Origin of the sequence: Rothia mucilaginosa (genome assembly GCF_049990865.1) — a bacterium.
Lineage (GTDB): Bacteria > Actinomycetota > Actinomycetes > Actinomycetales > Micrococcaceae > Rothia > Rothia mucilaginosa_I.
This window is the reverse complement of record NZ_CP188231.1, coordinates 1,222,641-1,243,987: the sequence shown is the minus strand read 5'-3', so window position 1 is coordinate 1,243,987 and position 21,347 is coordinate 1,222,641. Positions and strand designations below refer to the sequence as shown.

16 protein-coding genes are annotated in these 21,347 nt (G+C 63.5%); 11 read left to right on the top strand and 5 right to left on the bottom strand.

From position 1 onward, the window contains the following. Positions 1-183: 183 nt before the first annotated feature. From ACP3RB_RS04855 to ACP3RB_RS04840, 4 genes are all read left to right on the top strand, one after another. A complete protein-coding gene (locus ACP3RB_RS04855) occupies positions 184-1,110 on the top strand; it encodes a multidrug transporter (protein WP_426698674.1) in 927 nt (308 codons plus the stop codon). Between the two features lie 48 nt (positions 1,111-1,158). Further along, a complete protein-coding gene (locus ACP3RB_RS04850; protein WP_426698673.1) occupies positions 1,159-2,286 on the top strand; it encodes an efflux RND transporter periplasmic adaptor subunit in 1,128 nt (375 codons plus the stop codon). Continuing rightward, positions 2,283-4,532, top strand: a complete 2,250-nt coding sequence (locus tag ACP3RB_RS04845) for an ATP-binding cassette domain-containing protein (RefSeq protein WP_426698672.1) — start codon at positions 2,283-2,285, stop codon at positions 4,530-4,532. Before ACP3RB_RS04850 ends, ACP3RB_RS04845 begins: the two co-directional genes overlap by 4 nt. Positions 4,533-4,710: 178 nt before the next feature. Beyond that, positions 4,711-8,730, top strand: a complete 4,020-nt coding sequence (locus ACP3RB_RS04840) for an ATP-binding cassette domain-containing protein (protein WP_426698671.1) — start codon at positions 4,711-4,713, stop codon at positions 8,728-8,730. 162 nt (positions 8,731-8,892) lie between these two features. Here the strand turns inward: ACP3RB_RS04840 and ACP3RB_RS04835 are convergent, their stop codons facing one another. Together ACP3RB_RS04835 and ACP3RB_RS04830 are read right to left on the bottom strand one after the other, a co-directional pair. Continuing rightward, complete coding sequence (locus ACP3RB_RS04835) at positions 8,893-9,579, bottom strand: TSUP family transporter (protein WP_246827947.1); 687 nt, start codon at positions 9,577-9,579, stop codon at positions 8,893-8,895. 248 nt (positions 9,580-9,827) lie between these two features. Next, positions 9,828-12,353: a DNA gyrase/topoisomerase IV subunit A gene (locus tag ACP3RB_RS04830; protein WP_303974673.1), complete on the bottom strand. Its 2,526-nt coding sequence runs from the start codon at positions 12,351-12,353 to the stop codon at positions 9,828-9,830. 286 nt (positions 12,354-12,639) lie between these two features. On the opposite strand from ACP3RB_RS04830, the gene ACP3RB_RS04825 reads away from it, so the two are divergent. After that, positions 12,640-13,233: a DUF5998 family protein gene (locus ACP3RB_RS04825; RefSeq protein ID WP_426698670.1), complete on the top strand. Its 594-nt coding sequence runs from the start codon at positions 12,640-12,642 to the stop codon at positions 13,231-13,233. A gap of 115 nt (positions 13,234-13,348) precedes the next feature. Beyond that, a complete protein-coding gene (locus ACP3RB_RS04820) occupies positions 13,349-14,614 on the top strand; it encodes an alkaline phosphatase family protein (RefSeq protein ID WP_426698669.1) in 1,266 nt (421 codons plus the stop codon). A 180-nt stretch (positions 14,615-14,794) separates the two neighbouring features. Here the strand turns inward: ACP3RB_RS04820 and sepH are convergent, their stop codons facing one another. Next, the gene (gene sepH / locus ACP3RB_RS04815) at positions 14,795-15,964 is read right to left on the bottom strand and encodes a septation protein SepH (protein ID WP_426698668.1); all 1,170 of its coding nucleotides are present in this window, start codon (positions 15,962-15,964) and stop codon (positions 14,795-14,797) included. 326 nt (positions 15,965-16,290) lie between these two features. On the opposite strand from sepH, the gene ACP3RB_RS04810 reads away from it, so the two are divergent. From ACP3RB_RS04810 to ACP3RB_RS04790, 5 genes are all read left to right on the top strand, one after another. Continuing rightward, positions 16,291-16,590 carry a DUF4193 domain-containing protein gene (locus ACP3RB_RS04810; protein WP_005506382.1) on the top strand — a complete coding sequence of 100 codons (300 nt, stop codon included), beginning with the start codon at positions 16,291-16,293 and terminating at the stop codon, positions 16,588-16,590. Positions 16,591-16,857: 267 nt separating this feature from the next. Further along, positions 16,858-17,304: a dUTP diphosphatase gene (dut, locus tag ACP3RB_RS04805; protein WP_044142235.1), complete on the top strand. Its 447-nt coding sequence runs from the start codon at positions 16,858-16,860 to the stop codon at positions 17,302-17,304. Between the two features lie 77 nt (positions 17,305-17,381). Then, positions 17,382-18,179, top strand: a complete 798-nt coding sequence (locus tag ACP3RB_RS04800; protein ID WP_426698667.1) for a DUF3710 domain-containing protein — start codon at positions 17,382-17,384, stop codon at positions 18,177-18,179. After that, complete coding sequence (locus ACP3RB_RS04795; RefSeq protein WP_424824945.1) at positions 18,179-18,718, top strand: asparaginase; 540 nt, start codon at positions 18,179-18,181, stop codon at positions 18,716-18,718. Before ACP3RB_RS04800 ends, ACP3RB_RS04795 begins: the two co-directional genes overlap by 1 nt. After that, positions 18,708-19,532 carry a DUF3159 domain-containing protein gene (locus ACP3RB_RS04790; RefSeq protein WP_426698666.1) on the top strand — a complete coding sequence of 275 codons (825 nt, stop codon included), beginning with the start codon at positions 18,708-18,710 and terminating at the stop codon, positions 19,530-19,532. Before ACP3RB_RS04795 ends, ACP3RB_RS04790 begins: the two co-directional genes overlap by 11 nt. Positions 19,533-19,629: 97 nt before the next feature. Here the strand turns inward: ACP3RB_RS04790 and ACP3RB_RS04785 are convergent, their stop codons facing one another. Continuing rightward, a complete protein-coding gene (locus ACP3RB_RS04785; RefSeq protein ID WP_303977894.1) occupies positions 19,630-20,283 on the bottom strand; it encodes a potassium channel family protein in 654 nt (217 codons plus the stop codon). After that, entirely contained in the window at positions 20,284-21,171 is an 888-nt protein-coding gene (locus ACP3RB_RS04780; protein WP_426698665.1) for a potassium channel family protein, read from the bottom strand. Between the last annotated feature and the right edge of the window lie 176 nt (positions 21,172-21,347).

The following is a 21,347-nucleotide window of genomic DNA, read 5'->3' as shown; positions in this document are numbered from 1 at the left end:
ACCCGAGACACAGGCTCGGCGGGTAGCCCGCACCCGCGAGGATATTCCCGCAGCGGATGCAGCTCGCGGCAGGCGAGTGGGCGCGCAAAAATTTTTGGTGCACACCCCCCCGAAATTCGGGCGCGACAGGGAGTAGAACGTGTAATGTGGTGTACAACTCACTCTTATGAAAGGGGTTTAACGATGAAGTTCCTCACCCGCCGCACCACCGCCCCTCGCACTGGCATGAGCCGCCGCCTGCTCGCCACGGGCGCCCTGCTCTGCATCGGCGTGCTCCCGCTGAGCGCATGCTCGCTCTTTAACCCGCCGTTGGAACGCGACGAAAGCGTCCACGCCATCTTTGACGCGGAGCAGGACATCGTGAAGATGCCCCTGGACGATTACGTCTACTACGAGGTGGGCACTCATTACGAATACACGGCCCATCAAATCGCCATGAAGCAGTGCTACGCCGAACACGGGCAGAGCTACACCGTCCAAGCTCCCCAATCTGAAAGCGCGCCGCGCGGCGATAATGGGCGAAAGTACGGCCCCTGGAACGTCGAATACGCCAAGAAGTACGGATTCCAGAAGCGAGACCCCAACGCCGCCCCCATCTCCTTTAGCTCACCGGAGAGCTTGAGCCCCGAGGAGCAGCTTCGCACCGAATGTCTTGACAAGGCCCGCGAGACCCTGGACGCCGCGGTTCCCGAAGGTAAGAGGCCCGAGAATGATGTGCAGTCCACATCCAGTCGTATCTCCACCGAGGCGGTTAACGCCGTTTACGGTAGCAAACTGCACCGCGAGCTCGAAGAGAAGTGGAAGCAGTGCGTCTCTGACCGCGGCCTCACCCCCAATAGGGCAGGCTCTGTCGCCGAGGAAAGCCCGCTGAATGAGCAGCGGAGCAAGAACGGCGGTTTCAACGAGCCCGCCTCCGAAGAAGAGATCCGCATCGCCACCATCCAGGCCGAATGTAACCAGCAGGTCGGCATGAGCAAGCAGCTCTACGACCTGGAGGCACAGTATCAGATGCCGCTCATCCGCAAGTACCAGTCGCAGCTTGAGCAGGAACGCAAGGCAGAACGTGAGCGTGACGAGAAGTTCAAGCAGTACGTTCTGGAGCACCAGTAAACCGGGGCGCTAAAAGACAGCGCAAAAACAGTTTAGAAAGACACCGCCATGACCACTCACACGAAAAACCAAAACAGCGGGCACCGCTTCAGCGAACGCATCGCCCGACCCCGCGTGCTCCTGCTGCTGGCTATCCTCGCCATCGGTTCGCTCATGCTGTCCTTCTACCTGGGCACCCGCTACGCCGCCACGGGCCCCGACCCGGCCGTGCAGGCGAAAACCGTGATTCCGGTCTGGGCGAAGGTTGAAGAACGAACCGTCAGCGAGGGCCTCGCCATTGCCGGAACCACCAAGGCTGGAGAGACCGCCCCGATTAGTGCGCGCACCAACGGTGAGCCGGTGCTCGTCTACCAGAACCAGAAGCCCGGTAACGTGCTCAAGGCCGGTGACTTCATCGGCATCATTGGCGCCGACCCCGTCTTCGTGCTGGATGGGCCGCTACCGCTGTACCGCGACCTCCACCTGGGCGATAACGGTGACGACGTGCTCGCCTTCCAGAAGGCACTGAACTCCGCCGGGTACGCCACCGCTCAGAGCGGCACCGTCACCGAAGACACCCTCGACGCCGTCACGCGCCTGCACCGCGCGCACCTGACCGGCGTGCCCAGCGAAGGGGTCACCAGCATTGCCCGCAACAACTACGCGATTCTGCCCGGCGGAAGCCACACCGTCACCGCAGTTGCGGCGGTCGGCCAGCTCATCAGCGACGGCAACCCCATCGCGAGTGTAGAAACCAGCGAACCCTACGTGGAATCCAGCGTTGAGCTCTCCGTTGCCAATAAGCTCAAGGTCGGCGACCGCGTTAGCCTGCGCACTTCCACCGGCAGCGTGGAGGGCACCATCACCAGCATTGGTGAGCTGCAGAACGACCCCTCCAAGGGTGCGGCAAAGAGCGTGCGATTCAGCGCCGACGACCCGAGCAAGCTCACTCCGGGGCAGAGCGCATCCATCACCAGTAAGGGCAACACCTCAACCACCCTCGCCGTGCCGACTACCGCGGTACGCCAGGACTCCCAGGGCACCTACGTGCTGGTTGAAAAGGGCGGAAGCTCCACCTCGACCAGCAAGGATGCGCCCGCTACCGAACGAGTCAACGTTGAGGTTCTACGCACCGCCGGCGGATACGCCGCCATCAACGCGAACCTCAGCACGGGACAGAAGGTGCTTGTCTCATGAGCCGCCGTAAGAGAACCCCAGACGCAAGCCCGGGACGTGCGCCTACAGTTGCGCCCAACGTAGCGTCCGCCGCTACACCTGCCGCCGGGCTCGGTACCGCGCCCGCCATCGAAATGCGCGGCATTACCCGCATCTTTGAGGGGAGCGACCGACCCGTCCTCGATCGTCTCGACCTGGTGGTGGAACGCGGCGAATTCCTCGCCATTATTGGTCCGTCGGGCTCCGGTAAATCAACCCTGCTCAACGCCATTGGCCTGCTCGACACTCCCACCAGCGGAACCTACAGCCTCTTCGGCAAAAACACGGAAGGACTCAGCGACAGAGAACGCGACGAAATGCGCCGAGACCACCTCGGCTTCATCTTCCAATCCTCAAACATGCTGCTGGACGAAACCAGCACCACCAACGCCTCCATGGGCCTGCGCGTGCAGGGCGTACCCTACGGCGAGCGCCTGCAACGCACCGAAGAAACCCTAGAATTTCTGGGGTTGAGCGACCGCGCCAGCATCCGCACCCGCTACCTCTCCGGCGGTGAAAAGCAGCGGTGCGCCATTGCCCGCGCCCTCGCCACGCGCCCGCCGCTGATTCTTGCCGACGAGCCCACCGGCAACCTGGACAGCCACAATAGCGCCAAGGTCATTGAGATTCTGCAGCGCATTAACGCCACCGGCTGTACCGTGCTGGTTATTACGCACGACCCGGAGGTTGCCGCCGCCGCCCGCCGCGTGATCCGCATTGAGGATGGGCGGCTGCATGAGCAGGGCCGCACCGATTCGGCTACGGTGCCGGTGACTGAGGTGCCGGTCGCCGAGGCTGTGTCGTCTGTAGCAGACACCCCGGCGGAAGCCACTGCAGATGCTCCCGCGAATACCCCCGCCAGCCTCGCGCCGGGGGAGAAGCCCGCCGCGCACCGCCGCGGAAGCTTCCTCACCGACGACAGCATCGAGGCAATCTCGGCGCTCACCTCACGACCGCTACGCACCCTGCTGCTGGGCCTGTCCTTCGCCCTGGGCGTGGGCGGACTCATCAGCGCCTCCGGCATGAGCGAATCCGCCAGCTACCAGGTGAACCAGCGTCTGCTCGGATCCGAACAATCCACGCTCTACATCAGCGACAGGGACAATGACCAGAACATGCTCGGAACCTACCGGCAGGGTGAATCTGCGCAGAACGTTGCCGACCGCATTAGCGCGTTGGACTACGTGAAGAACACCGGGTTCGTCAGCAGCGTGGCGCCAGCCGACGTGCGAATCACTCGGTTCAGCCCCTACGAGGACGAACCCAAAACGGCGATTGGCCTCAGCTCCACCTCGAAGACCAGGCTCGAGCAAATCGGTGCCCGCATGAACCCCGAAACCCTGCGTGCGCTCGAACAGATGAACTCGACCCTCACCCTGCAGAACGTTGCCGACCGTGAACGCGCCGAGCAGCTCTCGGGCGCTATCGTCTCGGTCTCCGCTGCCCGCGCCCTCGGCATTCTCCCCGAAGATAAGGCGGCAGATAACGCCACAACCGAGCCCCGACCCGGCGAGCTACCCGCCGTCGACTACGGCATTAAGCTCGGCGGACTGCCGCAGGTGGCACCCGGTGTGAGCATCTGGGTGGATGGTCAGCTGATGCCGGTCGTCGGCCTTTTCGACCCCGGCAATAGCGGCTACGAATTCAGGAATACGGTCATTGTCTCGCCGGGCACACTTCAGCGCACCGGACGCGGCCAGGTCACATACATTGCCGAAACCGAACGGGGCTACGGCAAAGCGGTCGCCAAGGCAATTCCGCTGACCCTCAAGCCCGCTGAACCCAGCCAGATCAACGTGGAAACCCCCTCCGACCTGCAGAGCCTACGCGCGTCTATCGCCTCGGATCTGGGCCTGTACGTGGGTGTGCTCTCCGGTATTCTGCTGGTGCTCGCCTCCCTCTCGGCGGCAACCGCAATGTATCTGTCCGTGCAATCGCGCACCGCAGAGATTGCGCTGCGCCGCGCCATCGGATCGAGTAAATGGCTGATTGCCCGCATCTTCCTCATGGAGGGCGTCATGCTCGGCGTGCTCGGCGGCTCCATCGGCGCCTGCTCCGGCATGATTGCGACGATTATTCTTTCGCTCGTGCAGGGCTGGCAGGCGGTTCTCTCGCCCGGATTCGTGGTGCTCGGAGTGGGCGTTGGCGCCCTTACCGGTCTGGTGTCTTCGGCGTACCCGGCGTGGGTGGCATCCCGCAAGAGCCCCGCTGATGCGATGCGCGGCTAGAACTAGCGCGGGGTGAGGGACAGCCAATTATCCGAAACTTGACTGGTCAAATAGGTATTGGATAGCCCAACCCTTAAACTGATGGGAGGTAAAAACAGCAGAAGACTAAGGACAACACGTGAGTCGAACGCACACACCGCGTCATGCTGACAAACATCAGAACACTGAGGCACCAGAGGTGACCGAGGGAAAGCGCAATGACCGCGCTGACCGCCGCCCACCTCTGGGCCCTGACGCCCGTAAAACCCTCAGCACGTTCGGTGTTATCACCGCCGTGCACACCCTCGCGACGGTGCTTTTCAGTGCCGCCTTGGCTGTGATTATTGCCCGCGCGGCACACGCCGGTTTCGCCGCTGTTGCCGCCGAGCACGCGCGTCTCAAAGAGACCAGCGCCCCGGACGTGTACCGCGCCTACATTGAGTTCTCGGGCTCCGCGCAGGCGCAGCTGGAGGCGCACGGCGGCTGGCTGCTCGGCCTCGGTGGTATCTTCGGTGACGCAGACACCATTACCCCCGGCCTGATTGCGGTCGCCGTGGCTGCCCTGCTCGTCCGCTCGGGTACCGACTACCTGCTGGCTGTGAGCGCGCAGCGTGCCGCCTCCGGAGCGAAGTCTCAGATTCGTTCCTCGCTGCTCAAGCGTGTGCTCGCCACCGGTGGCGCAGACACCCCCGAAGGTACCGGCGCGACCGCTGTGTTGCTGTCCCGCGGCCTGAACGCCCTGGATGACTACTACACGAAGACCCTGACCGCGTTCGTGTCCACCGCGATTGTGCCGTTTATCCTCTGGGTTGTTGTGGCGGCCCTAGACTGGATGAGCGCCATGGTGCTGGTATGCACCTTGCCGCTTATTCCGGTGTTCATGATCCTGATTGGTAAGAACACCCGCGACGAAACCGCAGAAGCTCAGGCTGAGCTGCACCGCCTCTCCGACCATATTCTGGAGCTGGTGCGCGGCCTGCCCGTCATTATCGGTCTGGGCCGTGAACGTGCACAGACCCGCTCCATGAACGCCCTCGGCCAGCGTTACCGTGAACGCACCATGCAGACTTTGCGTAGCGCTTTCATGTCTTCGCTCGCTCTGGAGCTCATCACCACTATTTCGGTGGCGCTGATTGCTGTGCTGATTGGTGTGCGCCTGGTCAACGGCACCCTGGGCCTGGATACCGCAATTCTCGTGCTGCTGCTGGCCCCCGAATGCTACCAGCCGCTGCGTGATGTGGGTGCCGCCTACCACCAGTCGGAGGACGGCGTTGCCGCCCTGCGTAGCGCCCAGAAGATTATTGATGCGCCCCTGCCCGCCGCCGCTGCGGACTCGAATGCACAGGATCCGGCAGTGCAGGATCCGGCAGTGCAGGATCCGGCAGTGCAGGATTCGGCAGTGCAGAAGGCTCAGCCTTCCACCATCGTCGTTAAGGACCTGTCGGTGAGCTACCCGGCGCGTCCTGCTGTGCTGACTAACCTGTCCCTGAATCTGGACCGTCGCGTTGCTACCGCTCAGGGTGTAACTGCCCAGGATGCACGCGGCGCGGTTATCGGCGTGATGGGTGAGTCCGGCTGCGGTAAGTCCACCCTGCTGAACGTGTTCTCCGGTGCCGTGCGCGAGGGTCTGGTGCCCACCGGCTCGGAGGAGCCCGTGCACCTGACCGGTAGCGTGACCGGTCTGGGAACCACCCTGGTTATTCCGCAGTCGCCGGTCTTCACCGCGCCGACCGTGCAGACCGAAATGGCGCTCTACGCACTCAGCGCCACCGAGGCGGAGCGTGAGCGTGCAGCCGCTCTGCTCAGTGAAGCGATGGACTCCAAGAAGCTGTCCGTCACCGATGCCGAGTCCACGCTGCTGGTTGGCCCGCTGGCTCAGCTGGGCATGGAGAAGCTGACCGCCCTCGAACCCGGTGCCCTCAGCGCAGGTCAGGCACGCCGCCTCGCCGTGGCACGCACCCTGGCTCGTGCCGAGGCTATCTACCGTGCCGGCGGTGAACAGACCGTGCTGACGGTCCTGGTGGATGAGCCGACCGCGCACCTGGACGCCTACTCGGCATACCTGGTGACCCGTGCCCTGCACCGCCTGGCGGAACTTGGCGCAACCGTGCTGATCGTGACCCACGAGCAGGAGCTCGCCGCTGGCTGCGATATCCTCGTTCGTGCCGTGCAGACCGCCCAGGGCTACACATGGACCGCCGAGGCGAATACCGCCCGCGTTGCGGTTCCCGCGCAAGCCCCCGCGCACCTGCTCAAGGACAGGGAAGAGTACGAGGCTGAAAGCACCGCCCCGGCGGGCGCCTCCGCAGCTGTCGAGGCCGAGGAAGCTGCGCCTGCTGGCCTGTTCGCAAGCCTGCGCACCCTGAAGGAACTGACCGGTATCGGTGTTCGCGCCGCAACCGGCCCGGTCATCATGGCTGCGATTACTTCCCTGATGGCTGCGGCACTGACCGCGCTGTCCGGCTGGCTGATTGTTCGCGCCGCCGAGGGCCCGGCAATGATGTACCTGATGGTCGCCATTGTGGGCGTGCGTTTCTTCGGCCTGGGTCGTGCCTGCGCCCGCTACGCTGAGCGTCTGATGACCCACTCGAAGGTTCTTGCCGCCGCAAATATTCTGCGTCTGCGCGCCTGGGTTGGCGCATGGCAGAGCGTGAGCAGCGTTCGTGCCCTGCTGCGTGGTGACGCGCTGCTCGAACGCCTCGTGGGCGGTATTGATGAGCTGCGTGACGGCGTGCCGCGCGTTATTATTCCACCGGCTGCGCACCTGCTGGTCATGACCGCGGCGCTGATTACGACCGCGTGCATTCTGCCGCAGGCTCTGATTCCGGTTCTGCTTGCCGTGCTGGTCAGCACTTTTGTGGCTCCGTGGATTGTGCTCCGCGCCGATGCCCGCGCGGAGGCGCTGGCTCGCCGCTCCACCGCGCAGATGCTGCGCCTGGGCACCGGCATGCTCTCGGCTGCTGAGGATTTGCGCGCTAACGGCGTGGCAACCACCGCTGAGAAGGCTAACGGCGCCCTGGACGCCGAGAACCTGTCCGCCCTGCAGAAGGGCTCGACCGCTCAGGGCGTGGGTCGTACCCTCGTGACTCTGAGCTGGTTCGGTGCAGCTCTGGCGAGCGCAGTCATTGCATACCCGCTGGCTGTTGATGGCACCGTGCGTGCCCCCGAAGCGGCGATTGTGGTGCTGCTGTGCACCGGCATGCTGGAAAGCTCCCTGGGCCATGTTGAGGCGGTCCGCTCCTGGCCCGCGTTCAGCCGCCTGCTCGCGACGATTGCCCCGAGCGTGCGTGACGTATCCCTGGAGGGTGTTGTTGCGACCTCGACCCTGAAGCGTTCCGTGCCGACCGAGGCTGAGGTGGACACCCACGTTCTGCCGCGTCGTGTTGAGCGTCTGCGTGCCCGCGCGGAGGCTGAGATGGAGGAGCTGCTGGAGGCTGACCGTCAGCGTGCTCACCGCTTTGATCGCCCCGAATCTGCGGCTGGTTCTCAGAGCGATACTCCGCGCCCGCCGAAGCCCGGCGAGCCCAAGCTGGTCAGCTGCGGTACCCCGCAGGAACTCGGTGTGAAGGTCGCTGAACCCGCCCTGAGCCTGCAGGACGCTGCCGCCCGCTGGCCCGGCATGGATCACCCGGTCTTCACCGACCTGAACATGAACGCCCGTGCGGGCTCCTGGACTGCGGTGACCGGCCCCTCCGGTTCCGGTAAGTCTACGGTGCTTGCAACCGTTCTGGGCTTCTTGCCACTGGAGTCCGGCCGCGTGCTGGCTTCCGGTGAGGTCCTGGAAGGTGAGCAGCTGCGCGGCTACGCAGCGTGGTGCCCGCAGGCGGCTCACATTTTCGAGTCGACCCTTGAGGGTAACCTGATGCTGGCTCGTGACCGTTCGGATCGCCCGAGCGAGGAAGAGCTGATTGAGGTTCTGCGCCGTGTGGGTCTGGGCGAGTGGTTTGACGCTCTGCCTCAGGGCCTGCGCACCCCGGTGGGCGCTGGCGGTTCCTTCCTGTCGGGTGGTCAGCGTCAGCGTCTGGCGGTGGCTCGTGCCCTGCTGGTGAACTCGCCGGTGCTGCTGCTGGATGAGCCGACCGCGCACCTGGATGCTGAGTCTGCCCGCGCACTGATGGCTGACTTGGACGCGGCAACCCGCTCCAGCTCCGTGGCTACGGTTCTGGTGTCGCACCGTCCTGAGGATATTGCCCGCTGCGACGAGGTGGTTCGCCTCTAAACGCAGCTGAGCGTAGCCACCACGGGCGAGATTGAACGCAAGAAACTGCGAGGAATGCCCCGGTACTTCGTGAAAGTACCGGGGCATTTCTTTGTGCGCAGATAGTTCTGAGTGTTTATATCTCCGCGCGAATAGGTTCGGGTGAGGGTGGGGAGGAGGGAGCTAAACCCAGCCGAGTATCTGCGCGCTCAATCGCAGCAGCATGAGGGTCATAACGATAACGAGCACGTGGCGAATGAATCGTTCACCCAGGTGAATTGCGGTGCGGGCACCAACCCAGCTTCCCGCCATGTTGGCCCATCCCATGGCAATTCCGAGGAACCAGTGAATCGAGCCTAGCGGAATGAAATAGAGGAGCGCGCCGAGGTTGGTGGCGGTGTTGAGAACCTTGGCGGCTGCGGTTGCGTGGAGCATATCGTAGCCCATGGCTATCTGCAGGGCGACGAGCATCATCGCGCCGGTGCCAGCCCCGAGGATGCCGTCGTAGCCGCCCAGAATCAGACCCAGCGCAAAGCCGCGCACTAGGAACGATGAGGTTGCGAGCACGCGAGGCTGCCCGCGAGGTATGCGCGGTTGTAGCACTGAGAAGACGAGGATAGCGGCTAGAACCACCACAATGGCAGGGCGGAAAATATGTGCTGGCAGGATCGTGGCGCAGTACGCGCCGGCGGCGGAGGCGCAGAACGCCACGAACGCTACGGGGAGCAGGATTTTCCACGGGATTTTGAGCGAGCGAATATAGGTTGAGGCGCTCGTCAAAGTGCCCATGGAACTGGCAACTTTATTGGTGCTCAGGGCGGCGACGGGGGAGAATCCGGGCGCCATGAGTAGGGCGGGGAGCTGGATCATGCCGCCTCCGCCCACGACAGAGTCAATGCATCCCGCGCAGAAGGCAGCAAGCAGGAGCACGATAAATAACTCTGGTGTGACGGACAGTAAATCAAGCACGACAAATCCTCTAAGAACAATGCGTCAATAAATGTGTGCTGTGTTACTTAAGGTACACCACATAAAAGCCGGGGGTGAAGACACACACAACGTGTCTTCACCCCCGGCTTCGTTAGCAACATGAGGTCGAAAGGCCGTGAACGGCGCGCCTAGAAGAGCTTTTCACCCTCCGGGCTAACCGCCAGCTCAGCAGAAACAGCCGCATAGTTCGGGCCCACAATGCCGATGCTCTGAGTAAGCATCACACCGGAACCGTCACGGGCACCGTGCTCAGTCGGCAGGGAACGAGCCACACCGCCGGAGGACGCCGCCTTCGCCGGGCCCACGCCAACCCACGCCAGAGCCAGCTGGCTCTCACCGGTGAGGAAGCGGTGCGCACGCACACCACCGGTCGCGCGGCCCTTCTGTGGGTACTCGCTCAGGGCGGTGACCTTGGCGCTCGCCAGGCCGTCCTTGCCGTTGGTGACGGTTACGACCTCCGCCGCGTCGCCGGGCGCGGTCACCCCCAGGGCGATGAGGCGGTCGCCGTCGGCAAGCTTGATGCCTGCGATACCGCCGCCGGTGCGTCCCTGCGGGCGGACCTTCGCCGCGTCGAAGGTCAGCAGCTTCGCGTCACGAGTGACGAAAGTGAGTACCGCATCGTCGGTGGGGCAGGGGGCGGCGGCTACGATTTCGTCGCCGTCCTTGAGTTTCATGATGTCCCACTCGGTCTGGTTCAGCGGGTAATCCGGGTTGAGGCGCTTAATCACGCCGCCCGCGGTTGCCAGCGCCAGCACCGTGTTCAGCGGTACGAGGGCGACCAGCTTCTCACCCTTGGCGAGCTGAACCAGCTCGGCTGCCTTCACCGCCGACGCCATGGAGGGGGTGCCGCCGTTCTCGTCCAGCACCGCAATGTCCATGACGGACAGGCGCACCATGCGTCCTGCGGAGGTCACGGCACCGATTTCGCCGCGCGCGGTGGTCGGCACAATCGAGGTGAACACGTCGTGCTTGAAACGCTTGCCAGGATCCACGAGCGCCTCGCGGATGGGCTTGCCGGGGGTGCGTCCCATCATGCCGGAGGCCGAAAGCAGCACCCAGCAGGGATCGTCAGCGATTTCGAGGGCGAGGCCCAGGCTCTTCTTCGCCTTGGACTGCGCGGTGACTGCCTCAATGGCGACCTGCATGTCGTCCTTGGTTTTGAGCTGGGTGCGGCGGTCGGTGCCGTAGCGTTCGGCGACCTCGGCGAGCTCGTCAGAAACCAGCTCGCGCAGCGCCGCATCGGAGCCGAGGATACGCTGCAGTTCCGCGATTTCCTGCTGCAGGGTGTCGCGTTCTGCTTCCAACTCCAGGCGGGAGTACTTGGTGAGCTGGCGCAGACGCAGTTCCAGAATGTGGTTCGCCTGGGTGTCGGTCAGGTCGAAGACGACCTTCAGCTTTTCACGTGCCTGAGCGGTCTCATCAGACTCACGAATAATCTGGATGACCTCGTCAATGTCGAGGATCGCCACGAGCAGGCCCTCCACCAGGTGCAGGCGGTCGGTGCGCTTGCCCAGGCGGAATTCGGTGCGGCGGCGGACCACATTCAGGCGGTGGTCAATGTACACGCGCATCAGGTCGAGCAAGCCGAGGGTCTGCGGCTGACCGTCCACGAGCGCCACGTTGTTAATGCCGAAGGAATCCTCAAGCGGAGTGTGCTTGTAGAGGGCGGCGAGCACCGCCTCCGGGTTGAAGCCGTTCTTGATTTCGATGACGAGGCGCAGACCGTTGGTGCGGTCGGTCAGGTCGACCACGTCGGAGATACCGGTGAGCTTCTTGGAGTTGACGCCGTCCTTAATCTTTTCGATGACCTTTTCGGGGCCGACCATGTACGGCAGTTCGGTGACGACAATGCCCTGCTTGCGGGGGCTGACCTGCTCGATGGAGACCTTCGCGCGGGTCTTGAAGGTGCCGCGGCCGGTTTCGTAGGCGTCACGGATACCTCCCAGACCCACGATGGTGCCGCCGGTGGGCAGATCGGGGCCGGGGATGAACTTCATGATGTCTTTGAGGGTCGCCTCGGGGTGAGCGATGAGGTGGCGGGTACCGGCGATGACCTCGCGTAGGTTGTGCGGCGCCATGTTGGTCGCCATGCCGACCGCGATGCCGGTGGTGCCGTTGACAAGCAGGTTTGGGAACGCTGCGGGCAGCACGGAGGGCTGCATAAACTGGTTGTCGTAGTTCGGCACGAAGTCAACCACATCTTCTTCGAGATCCGCGGTGAGTGCCTGCGCGGCGGGCGCCATGCGTGCTTCGGTGTATCGGGCGGCTGCCGGGCCGTCATCGAGGGAGCCGAAGTTACCGTGACCGTCAACGAGGGGCAGGCGCAGCGCGAAGGGCTGGGCGAGGCGCACCATCGCGTCGTAGATGGCGGCGTCGCCGTGCGGGTGGAGCTTACCCATGACCTCGCCGGTCACGCGGGCGCTCTTGACGTGGCCCTTGTCGGGGCGCAGACCCATCTGCTGCATCATGTAGAGGATGCGGCGCTGCACGGGCTTGAGGCCGTCGCGGGCGTCGGGGAGGGCGCGCGAATAAATCACCGAGTAGGAGTATTCCAGGAAGCTGGTTTCCATCTCGGCGGATACGTCGATGTCGACGATATTCTCTACCACATCCACCGGGTAGTCGCTGACGGCGGATTTGGATCGGCGAGCCATATATCTCCTCGTGTCGGTGTGTTTTCGCTCCTCCTATTTTAGCGGGTGGTAGCGGATGAGACGGGCTGGTTGGTCGGCGTCATCTGTGGGGTGCGCCAAGGCGGTTGCGGAGCAGTAACCGAAGCGTACCGGGGGAGTGCACGCCGTCATATGAGCCTGTATTAGCGTGGTCAAGTAGCACAGCCCGGCTGGAACCCTCTAAGGTAGAGGGGAGTAATACCTAACCGCCTTCATTGTGTGCGCCGACCGACGTCGCCTCATGAGGGCACCGCACGAAAGAGGTACGATGTACGCCACCACCCCCGAACGCGAGCAACTGGTCGCAGACATTAAGCATGCCGGTTTCTACCCCGACCTCGTGCTGGAAGTGGTGGATGACGCGCTAGCGGGCATGAACCCGGACGCGCACTTCGTACAGCATGAAACCCACTTCTCCCGCGATGATTTTCACCGCCACATCACCGTGATGGTGCTCTGCGGTGAGCACGTCATCTTTGCGCACCTGGACGACCAGCACCTTGAGGGTGACGCGCAGGGCACCGTGGCGCATGTGAGCGTGGAGGCGGTGCACCTGAGCGCCCTGAACGCGGTCACCATCAGCTACGGTTTCAGCCAGCCGCAGGCGTACAACGCCGGTAGCACCGCCCCGACTGAGATTTCCTTCCAGATTGCTTGGACCGGTTCGTTGCACATGGAGCTGGCTCCTGCCGGTTGCCAGGATTCGCAGTGCAACGCCGACCACGGCTTCACCGGCGATGCGCGCCGCGAGGACATTGCGGTGCGTGTTTCTGCGACCGCTGACGGCCCGGAGTCGGTTCAGCGTGCGCAGCATTTTGCGCGTGCTCTGCACCGTGCCCGCATGTACGCAACCCGCCGATAAGCATCACCGATAAGCACCGGTGGTAGCGCTCGCCGCACAATAACAGCCCGCGCGGCATAAATCCCGTGCGGCGCCCCGTACTTTCACACACCCGCCACACCCCTGAGAGGACCTTATGACGGTACAGACCACCCTGCACGATGTTCTGGGCGCGCCGTTGCCTCCCGCGCCCGCCTACGGTAGCAATAGCATCGCCGATGTGCTGGAGTCCGCCTCCTCTCTGGTGGCTCAGCGAAGCCTGGCGCGCCCCGCGCACGCGCTAGATTCCGACCCGGCGTTCCACGCTGTTGCCGACCCGCTGAACCTTGCCGGCCGCCTCGCGGAGCAGGATGTTGACCCGGTGTCGTTCCGTCACGCCTGCGTGATCATGGTGGACGGCCTGGGCGAGCAGCTGCTCAACAGCTACGGTGGCTACGCGCCCGCCCTGCGTAAGACCCTGAACCTGGGCCCGCTGGACGCCGCGTTCCCCACTACGACTGCCGCCTCCCTGACTTCGCTTGGTACCGGCACGGCACCCGGCGCGCACGGCATTGCCGGCTACGAGGTGCGCAACCCGGCTGGTAACGGGGGAGCGGGCTCGGTCATGAACCACCTCTCCGGCTGGGATCAGTCAGTGGACCCGCACGCCTGGCAACCGCTGCCGACCGTGCTGGAACGCCACCATACGAACCGCCGCGTGCTGACCATTTCGCTGGGCAAGTACCGCGGCACGGGTCTGACCGAGGCGGCGCTGCGCGGCGGCGACTTTGTGGATGCCGTCGGCTATAACGCCCGCGTCACCTACGCCCTGGAGGCGCTGTCTAGCCGCACCCCGACCACCGTGTACCTGTACTGGGGCGAGATTGATGCGGCGGGCCACCGCTACGGCGTGGGCAGCAACGAATGGCTGCAGCAGCTGGAGGAACTGAACTCGGCTCTGAAGCGTCTGGCGGAGCGCGCCCCGGCATGGGCGGCGCTCTTCGTGACCGCCGATCACGGCATGGTGAACGTGCCCGAGCACCAGCGCATTGACTACTCGGGCGTTGAGGAGCTGACCCGCAATATTGCGATGACCGCCGGTGAGCCGCGCGCCGTGCACCTGTACCTGGAAGACACCTCGGAGGCGGCACGCACCGCCACCGCGCAGCGTTGGGCGCAGTACTGGGGCGAGCGCGCCTGGGTGATTGACTCTCGCGAACTGATGCGTGCCGGCTACTTTGGCCCGGTCATTACGGATGCGGCGCGCGGCCGCATTGGCGACCTGATGGTGTGCGCTCGCGACGACTGGGCGCTGTACGATATGCGTCACTATCAGGAGCGTGCCCTGCACATGGTTGGTCAGCACGGTTCGCTGACGGACGCTGAGCGTCTGGTGCCGTTGCGTATGCTCAAGACTTTCTAAAGTACTAGTCTTCTAAAACATCAGAGGGCACAGGCTGAGAAGATACAGAAAACCGCTGGTTATTCGGGTGAATAACCAGCGGTTTTCGTATGTCTAGATGCCCTTGCCTAAAGCCCGGCCTAAAGCCCCTGCCTAGAAGCTACTGCCTAGATGCCCTTTATCGGGCAGCGCGAGGGGCGCTTACTTGCGGCTACCGAAGATGATGTCATCCCATGCCGGAACGCTCACACGCTGCTTCTTCGAGGAGGAGGGCTTGGGCTTCTCCTCAGATGCAGGCTCGGCGGAGGCGGGCTCAGGCTGTGCCTCAGCAGCGGGCGCCTCAGCGGCCTCAGCAGCGGGTGCATCCTCGATGGGTGCCGCCAGGGTGAAGGACTCGACCGGAACGGATTCAGAGGGTGCTTCCGAATCCACAGCCAGCGGGTCGGTGGTCTCTGCGGAGGGCTCGGGTGCAGCCGGAGCCGCCGGTGCAGATGCTGCCGGGGCAGCGGACGCAGACGCAACAGGAGCCGCAGGTGCTACAGGCTCAGCGGGCTGAGCGGGCTCGCGGTGCACGAACACCTCGGGCTCCTCAACCTGTGCCGGGCGCACCGAACGGGCACGCTCCAGAAGCTCCTTGAGCTTACGCTCATCAGCGCTCTCAGAGGAAGTAAGGGGTGCCGGTGCGGGCTCGGGTGCCTTCGGCAGGCGGGCGGGAGGAACCTCCACGGGAGCCTTCTTCGCGGCGGCGGCAACAGCGTCCTCACTATTGCCCATCAGGAAGTACGCCGCCTCATTCGACGCGTACAGGCCCTGGTTCGCCGGGTTGTACACCCAACGTGCGGGGAAGACGACCTGCGCGGGCAGGTTCTGACGCACCGAATCCTTCAGCGCAATATCAACCTCAACGCGCCACTGGCCGTTCTCCTGCTGGCGGGTGGTCCAGTCCTGGGTTGCGTCCTCAAAACCGTAACGCTCGGAGACTTCCTCAATGCGGGCGCTCAGGGTCACGGGAATCTGTGCGGTACCCGAAGCGGAGCTGCGGCGACCAATCTTCACGCTCTGAGCGGCACGAATAATGTGGGCACGCTCAGCAACAATCGGCCACTCGTAGCGGCGCACGCGCTCCGGCTCCCAACCGGACTCTTCAGCGATTTCCTCAACGGAGGCACCCTGACGGAAACGGGTCTGAATATCGCGCGGACCGAAGGTGCCCTTAGCGCCCAGACCGCGGGCAGGCTGAATACGGCGAGCCTTGGTGATGCTCGTGCGCAGGTTCGCGTCAATCGGCAGCAAGAAGCGGGTGCCGTCAGCAGACTCAAGCACCAGATTTTCGCCGTCATCGTGAACGCCAATCAGACGCAGTTCAAGCATGAGAACCTCCATAGGTGAACCGGACGCGTTCGTGAATGTGTTGCACGGAACGCAAACTACCTACCAGGGTACCGTGAAAGCGCGGTAAATCAGTAGCGGAGGCGGGATTTTCACCAAAAAAAGATGTACTTTTCGCACCGAAAAAGCTAGAATGTGACGCCTAAACAGTCCAAAGCCTACCCAGGATTAGACAAATAGGGTGCCAATGGTGAACAATACCTGGCATGCCGTCGGGGTTAATTACACACCAGCGGTACCTAGAGCACTCATTAAACCAGCGTGGCCTAGTCCAACACACAGCCACAGAACCAACGGAGCGTGAAAGTTTGGCAACTGATTACGATGCACCTCGCAAGCAGGACGAAGAGCAGAACGAAGAGTCCTACGAGGAGCTGAACGCCCGCCGTTCCGAGATGCAGTCCGGTGCGGTGGACGAAGACGAAAACAGCGCAGCAGAAAGCTTCGAGCTGCCCGGTGCTGACCTCTCCAACGAGGAGCTGAACGTTGTTGTGCTGCCCGCTCAGGACGACGAGTTCACCTGCGCATCCTGCTTCCTGGTGCGCCACCGCTCGCAGATTGCACGCGAAGAGGGCGGCCTGTCCTACTGCATCGAGTGCGAGGGCTAAAACTTTAGGGAAGGGCTAACACCCACCCGACATACACCTCATGACGGGGCGAGTGCCGAGTGCACCCGCCCCGTTGAGTATGTGCCGTTGAGCATGTGAAAGCGTGTATGTGAAAGCGCGCACAAGAACAGCGCCGCGTCGCACCCAACACGGCACACGCTGCGGCATGTGCTCAACGCGAACACGTAACGAAAACACCCCGCAGTAGAGCCTCAACACAGCGCGAGGTGATGGCACAGACACCCGCGAAAGGTTAGAGTATTGACCATGATGACCCCCGTAAACGTCCACATTAAGCTGCTCGACCCCGAGCTGCCCGCACCCGCCTACGCAAAGCCCGGCGACGCCGGCGCCGACCTGCGCTCCCGCATCGACTTCGAGCTGGAACCGGGCGAACGCGCCCTCGTCCCCACCGGCGTGGCAATCGCCCTGCCCGAAGGCTACGTCGGTCTGGTTCACCCGCGCTCCGGCCTGGCGACCAAGAACGGTATCACCATTGTGAACGCACCCGGCACCGTTGATTCCGGCTACCGCGGCGAGCTGATGGTCACCCTGCTCAACACTGACAAGACCAAGTCCTTCCACGTGCAGCGCGGCGACCGCATCGCCCAGCTGGTCATTCAGAAGTACGAGCACGCAACCTTTACCGTGGTGGATGAATTGGAACAGACCGAACGCGGCTCCAGCGGCTTCGGCTCCAGCGGAATCCACTAGTCTGCTCTCACCGCGATTGCCGCACGAGAGAAGAGAAGAAACCCCCGCACCCTGCGTGCGGTGAAAGTAGGAATACCATGTTCGGATTTGGTAAGAAGAAGCACGCCGCTGAGGTTGAAGAGGCAAAGACCGAAGAGGCAGTCGAGGCGACCGAAGAAACCACTGAAGCTGAGGAAATCGAGGCTGAGGGCGCCGAAGCTGATGCTCCCGAGGTCATCAAGTACGACCGCGTCAACGGCCCGCACGATATTGAAGAAGTCACCGCCGAAGACCTCGAAGACTACGTCGACCTGGGTGCGCTGCGCATCAAGCTGCTCGACGGCATGAACCTGCGCCTCGAAACTGACGACGCAACCGGCGCGGTAATCGCCGCAACCATCACCCGCGACGGCGCAACCCTGCAGGTGCAGGCATTCGCCGCACCGCGCACCACCGGCATCTGGGACGACATCCGTCACGACCTGACCGAGTCCGTCGCCTCCCAGGGCGGCGTTGTCGAAATCTACGCCGGCGTCTTCGGTGCCGAGATGCTCACCCGCCTGCCCGCCGTCACCCCGGACGGCCAGCCCGGCGAGCGCATCGCCCGCTTCGTGGGTGTGGACGGCCCCCGCTGGTTCCTGCGCGGCGTCATCTCCGGCGCGGCTGTGCTCGGTGACGACAAGGCTGCCGCCTCCGTGGAGGAAGTATTCCGCACCGTCGTGGTGGACCGTGGCGACGACCCGCGCCCGCCGCGTGAACTGCTGCCCATGACTCTGCCCGCCGACCTGGTCGTTGCGGCTGAGGAAGAGCCCGCCGTTGAGGAAGAAACCGAGAATGAGCACAGCAAACTGCGCCCGATGCCTCGCCGCGGCCCTGAGATTACCGAGATTGGCTAATGCCTGAGTTCTCGAACTACCCGAGTGCGCTCGCGGTTCCTGAGGAGCAGATTCTTGCTCCCGGGTACCCCGAGCGCTTTCGCGTACGCCTTGCAGGACGCGTGGAGCAGGTGTGGTTGCCGACCGTGCAGGATAAGCCGATGTACCGTGCCGAGCTGGTGGTGGCTAAGTCGAAGCCGCTGCAATGGTCGAGCCCGCTGGCGCTGATTGGTATGCCGATTGTGGAGCCGCCCGGTGAGGATTTCGAGGAGGAATCCGAGGACCCCGAGAAGCAACACCACCTGAACACGGCGTCTTTGGCGACCGTGGCGGTGCAGGAACCGCACGAGGTGTCTTTCCCGCCATATGCGCCGTTTAATCCGGGGGATAGGGTCATGCTCAAGTGGCAGGGCCAGCAGATGGTGCCCGGCGTGCATGCCGGTGCGCTGCTGCGCTGTTCCGGGGTGGTGTCTGTGAGGGCGCATCAGCCGGTGATTTATAACCCGCGCTATGAGATTGTGCCGCAATTCTTTGTGGAGAAGGGAAAATATGAGCGCTGAGCAGTCTTCGACCCAGCCCGATCCGAACGCTAACCCCGCACCTAGCACCGCAGATGTCCCGGCGCGGGAGGAGAATCAGCTGGCGCAGAGCCTGAGCGCCTCCATGGGCGCGAATATGCGCCGCACCGCTAACGGCGACGTGGATATTCTGCACGCTATTGGCGGCTGGCGCGGCCTGGTGGAATCCTCCCTGCCCGCGGTGGCGTTCCTGGTGCTGTTCACCGTGACGAAGGAGCTGAACCTGTCCCTGATTGCGGCGTTGGCTGCGGCGGGCGTGTTCACCCTGATTCGCCTGGTGCAGGGCTCTAAGCTGGTGAGTGCGCTGACCGGTCTGGTGGGCGTGGCGATCTGTGCGTTTGCCGCGTACCGTACCGGTAATGCGAGCGACTACTTTGTGGTGGGCTTCTGGACGAACGGCGTGTACATCCTGGCGTATCTGCTGTCGATGCTGGTGCGTTGGCCGCTGATGGGTCTGATTTTCGCGGTCATTCGTGGTGAGGCGCTGAGCTGGCGCCAGAACCCGGTGCGTTTGCGCCAGTACATGCTTGCCACCTGGATTATTACCGTGCTGATGATGCTGCGCCTTGCCGTGCAAGTGCCCCTGTACTTCGCGAATAATGTGGAGGCGCTGGGCGCGACCCGCCTGATTATGGGTCTGCCGCTGTACGCTTTGGGCGTGTGGCTGGCGTGGCGTGTGTCGGCTCCCGAGGAGGCGCTGAACACTGAAGCACCGGATGTTGAAGAAGCTGAGGTAGCCGCAGAGTCTGAAGGCTCTGAAGGTTCTGAAGGCCCTGAAAGCTCTGCGAACCGCTAAGACACGCCCCCACAACTTCATCAAAAGCTTTATAAAAGTAGGCGAACGCCCCGGTACCCGTGAAGGGTGACCGGGGCGTTCGCCTCTTCAAACAACGCTATGCAAACAGCGCGCGGATCTGGTCTTCGCCGGCGATGGTCGTGATGAAGAACAGCTCGTCGCCGCCCTCAATCGCCACATCCGCACTGGGCGGGATCGGCGCACCGTCACGCAGGATGGCGGTGAGCACCGTATCGACGGGCCACTGCACGTGGTCCACGCGGTAACCAATGACGGGATGGCCGTCCGGCACCGTGTACTCGGCAAGGGTCGCGCCGCCAGCCTGCAGGGTCAGCAGGCGCACCACGTCGCCGACTTCCACGGCTTCCTCGACGAGGGCGGTCATCAGGCGCGGGGTGGACACGGCAACGTCCACGCCCCAGGAGTCATCAAAAAGCCACTCATTACGCGGGTTGTTCACACGTGCCACGGTGCGGGGCACACCAAACTCACTACGAGCCAGCAGGGACACCATTAGGTTTGCCTTGTCGTCACCGGTTGCGGCAACGACCACGTCCGCCTTGTTCGGGTGTACCTGGCGTAGCACGGACAGCTCGCAGGCGTCACCAATATGCCAGCGCACGCCGGGCAGATCGGCGCGCTTCTTGGCTTCGGGCTTGGAGTCGATGATGGTCACGTCGTGGCCGTTCATCATGAGCTCTTTAGCGATGGAGGCGCCCACGGAACCGGCACCAACAATGAGGACCTTCACTTACTTCTCACCTTTCGAGTGGTCACGATGGCGGCCGATGAGTTCGAGGGGATCGGGCAGCTCCGGGGGAGTGTCACCGAGGTGGAATTCATGCTCGATGACGGGGCCGTCGTTGTGCTTCTGCTCGGCGGGTTTCTTCGGGCCGTGGGGATGCTTGCGGTGCGGATGCTTGCGGTGGCCCGAGGCGGGGGCGTAGTCCCCCTCAGCCTCCGCTTCTTCGTCTTCAACGCGCGGCGGGCGGGAGAGGATGCGGGTTACGTCCGCAACGTCGTCGGTGCGCATCATCACGTGCACGCTATCGCCCTGCTGGTAGGCGCTGTCCGGGCGGGGGAGCATGCCCTCGCCGAAGCGGGTGATGTAGGCAATGCGCACCCCGGCGGCACTTTCGATGCTGGTCAGGGCGTGGCCTGCCCAGCCGTCGTCGAGCGGAATTTCGGTGAGCATGAGGCGGCCCGAGGGTTCACGGAAGTCGCCCTTGAGCGCCTGCTCGGGTAGCAGGCGGCGCAGCACCTGGTCGGTGGACCATCGCACCGACGCGACCGTGGGAATGCCCATGCGCTGGAAGAACTCGGCGCGGTTCGGGTCGTACACACGCGCCACAACGTTCTTCACCTTGAACATTTCGCGTGCCACACGGGCGGCAATAATATTCGAGTTATCGCCCGAAGAGACGGCGGCAAAAGCGTACGCCTCGGTAATACCGGCACGCTTGAGGGCGTCCTCATCGAAGCCAACACCGGTCACCAGACGCCCCTCAAAGCCCTTACGCAACGGCTGGAAGGCACGTTCGTCCTGGTCGATGACGGCGACCGTATGCCCCGAAGCTTCCAGAGTGCGCGCCAACATGACGCCCACGCGTCCGGCACCCATAATGACGAAGTGAGGCATACAACCCTCCGAATGTGTTGATGTTTTGTGTCCAGAAGGCGTTACCGCCTACCTCTACCAGTGTAATGGGCGGGTGAGGTTCCGCGCCGAGGCTCCGTGATATTCCGCTCGCAATGCCCACTATTCGGCTGAATAAAATTGAGCTTTGAAGCCGCGACCGATAGCCTTAACAGCGT

Coding starts and splice junctions, on each gene's coding strand:
- ACP3RB_RS04825 (WP_426698670.1), top strand. CDS start 12,640: ATGTACGCCACCACCCCCGAACGCGAGCAACTGGTCGCAGACATTAAG.
- ACP3RB_RS04790 (WP_426698666.1), top strand. CDS start 18,708: ATGAGCGCTGAGCAGTCTTCGACCCAGCCCGATCCGAACGCTAACCCC.
- sepH (WP_426698668.1), bottom strand. CDS start 15,964: ATGCTTGAACTGCGTCTGATTGGCGTTCACGATGACGGCGAAAATCTG.
- ACP3RB_RS04835 (WP_246827947.1), bottom strand. CDS start 9,579: ATGATCCAGCTCCCCGCCCTACTCATGGCGCCCGGATTCTCCCCCGTC.
- ACP3RB_RS04855 (WP_426698674.1), top strand. CDS start 184: ATGAAGTTCCTCACCCGCCGCACCACCGCCCCTCGCACTGGCATGAGC.
- ACP3RB_RS04820 (WP_426698669.1), top strand. CDS start 13,349: ATGACGGTACAGACCACCCTGCACGATGTTCTGGGCGCGCCGTTGCCT.
- ACP3RB_RS04800 (WP_426698667.1), top strand. CDS start 17,382: ATGTTCGGATTTGGTAAGAAGAAGCACGCCGCTGAGGTTGAAGAGGCA.
- ACP3RB_RS04830 (WP_303974673.1), bottom strand. CDS start 12,353: ATGGCTCGCCGATCCAAATCCGCCGTCAGCGACTACCCGGTGGATGTG.
- ACP3RB_RS04780 (WP_426698665.1), bottom strand. CDS start 21,171: ATGCCTCACTTCGTCATTATGGGTGCCGGACGCGTGGGCGTCATGTTG.
- ACP3RB_RS04845 (WP_426698672.1), top strand. CDS start 2,283: ATGAGCCGCCGTAAGAGAACCCCAGACGCAAGCCCGGGACGTGCGCCT.
- ACP3RB_RS04795 (WP_424824945.1), top strand. CDS start 18,179: ATGCCTGAGTTCTCGAACTACCCGAGTGCGCTCGCGGTTCCTGAGGAG.
- ACP3RB_RS04850 (WP_426698673.1), top strand. CDS start 1,159: ATGACCACTCACACGAAAAACCAAAACAGCGGGCACCGCTTCAGCGAA.
- dut (WP_044142235.1), top strand. CDS start 16,858: ATGATGACCCCCGTAAACGTCCACATTAAGCTGCTCGACCCCGAGCTG.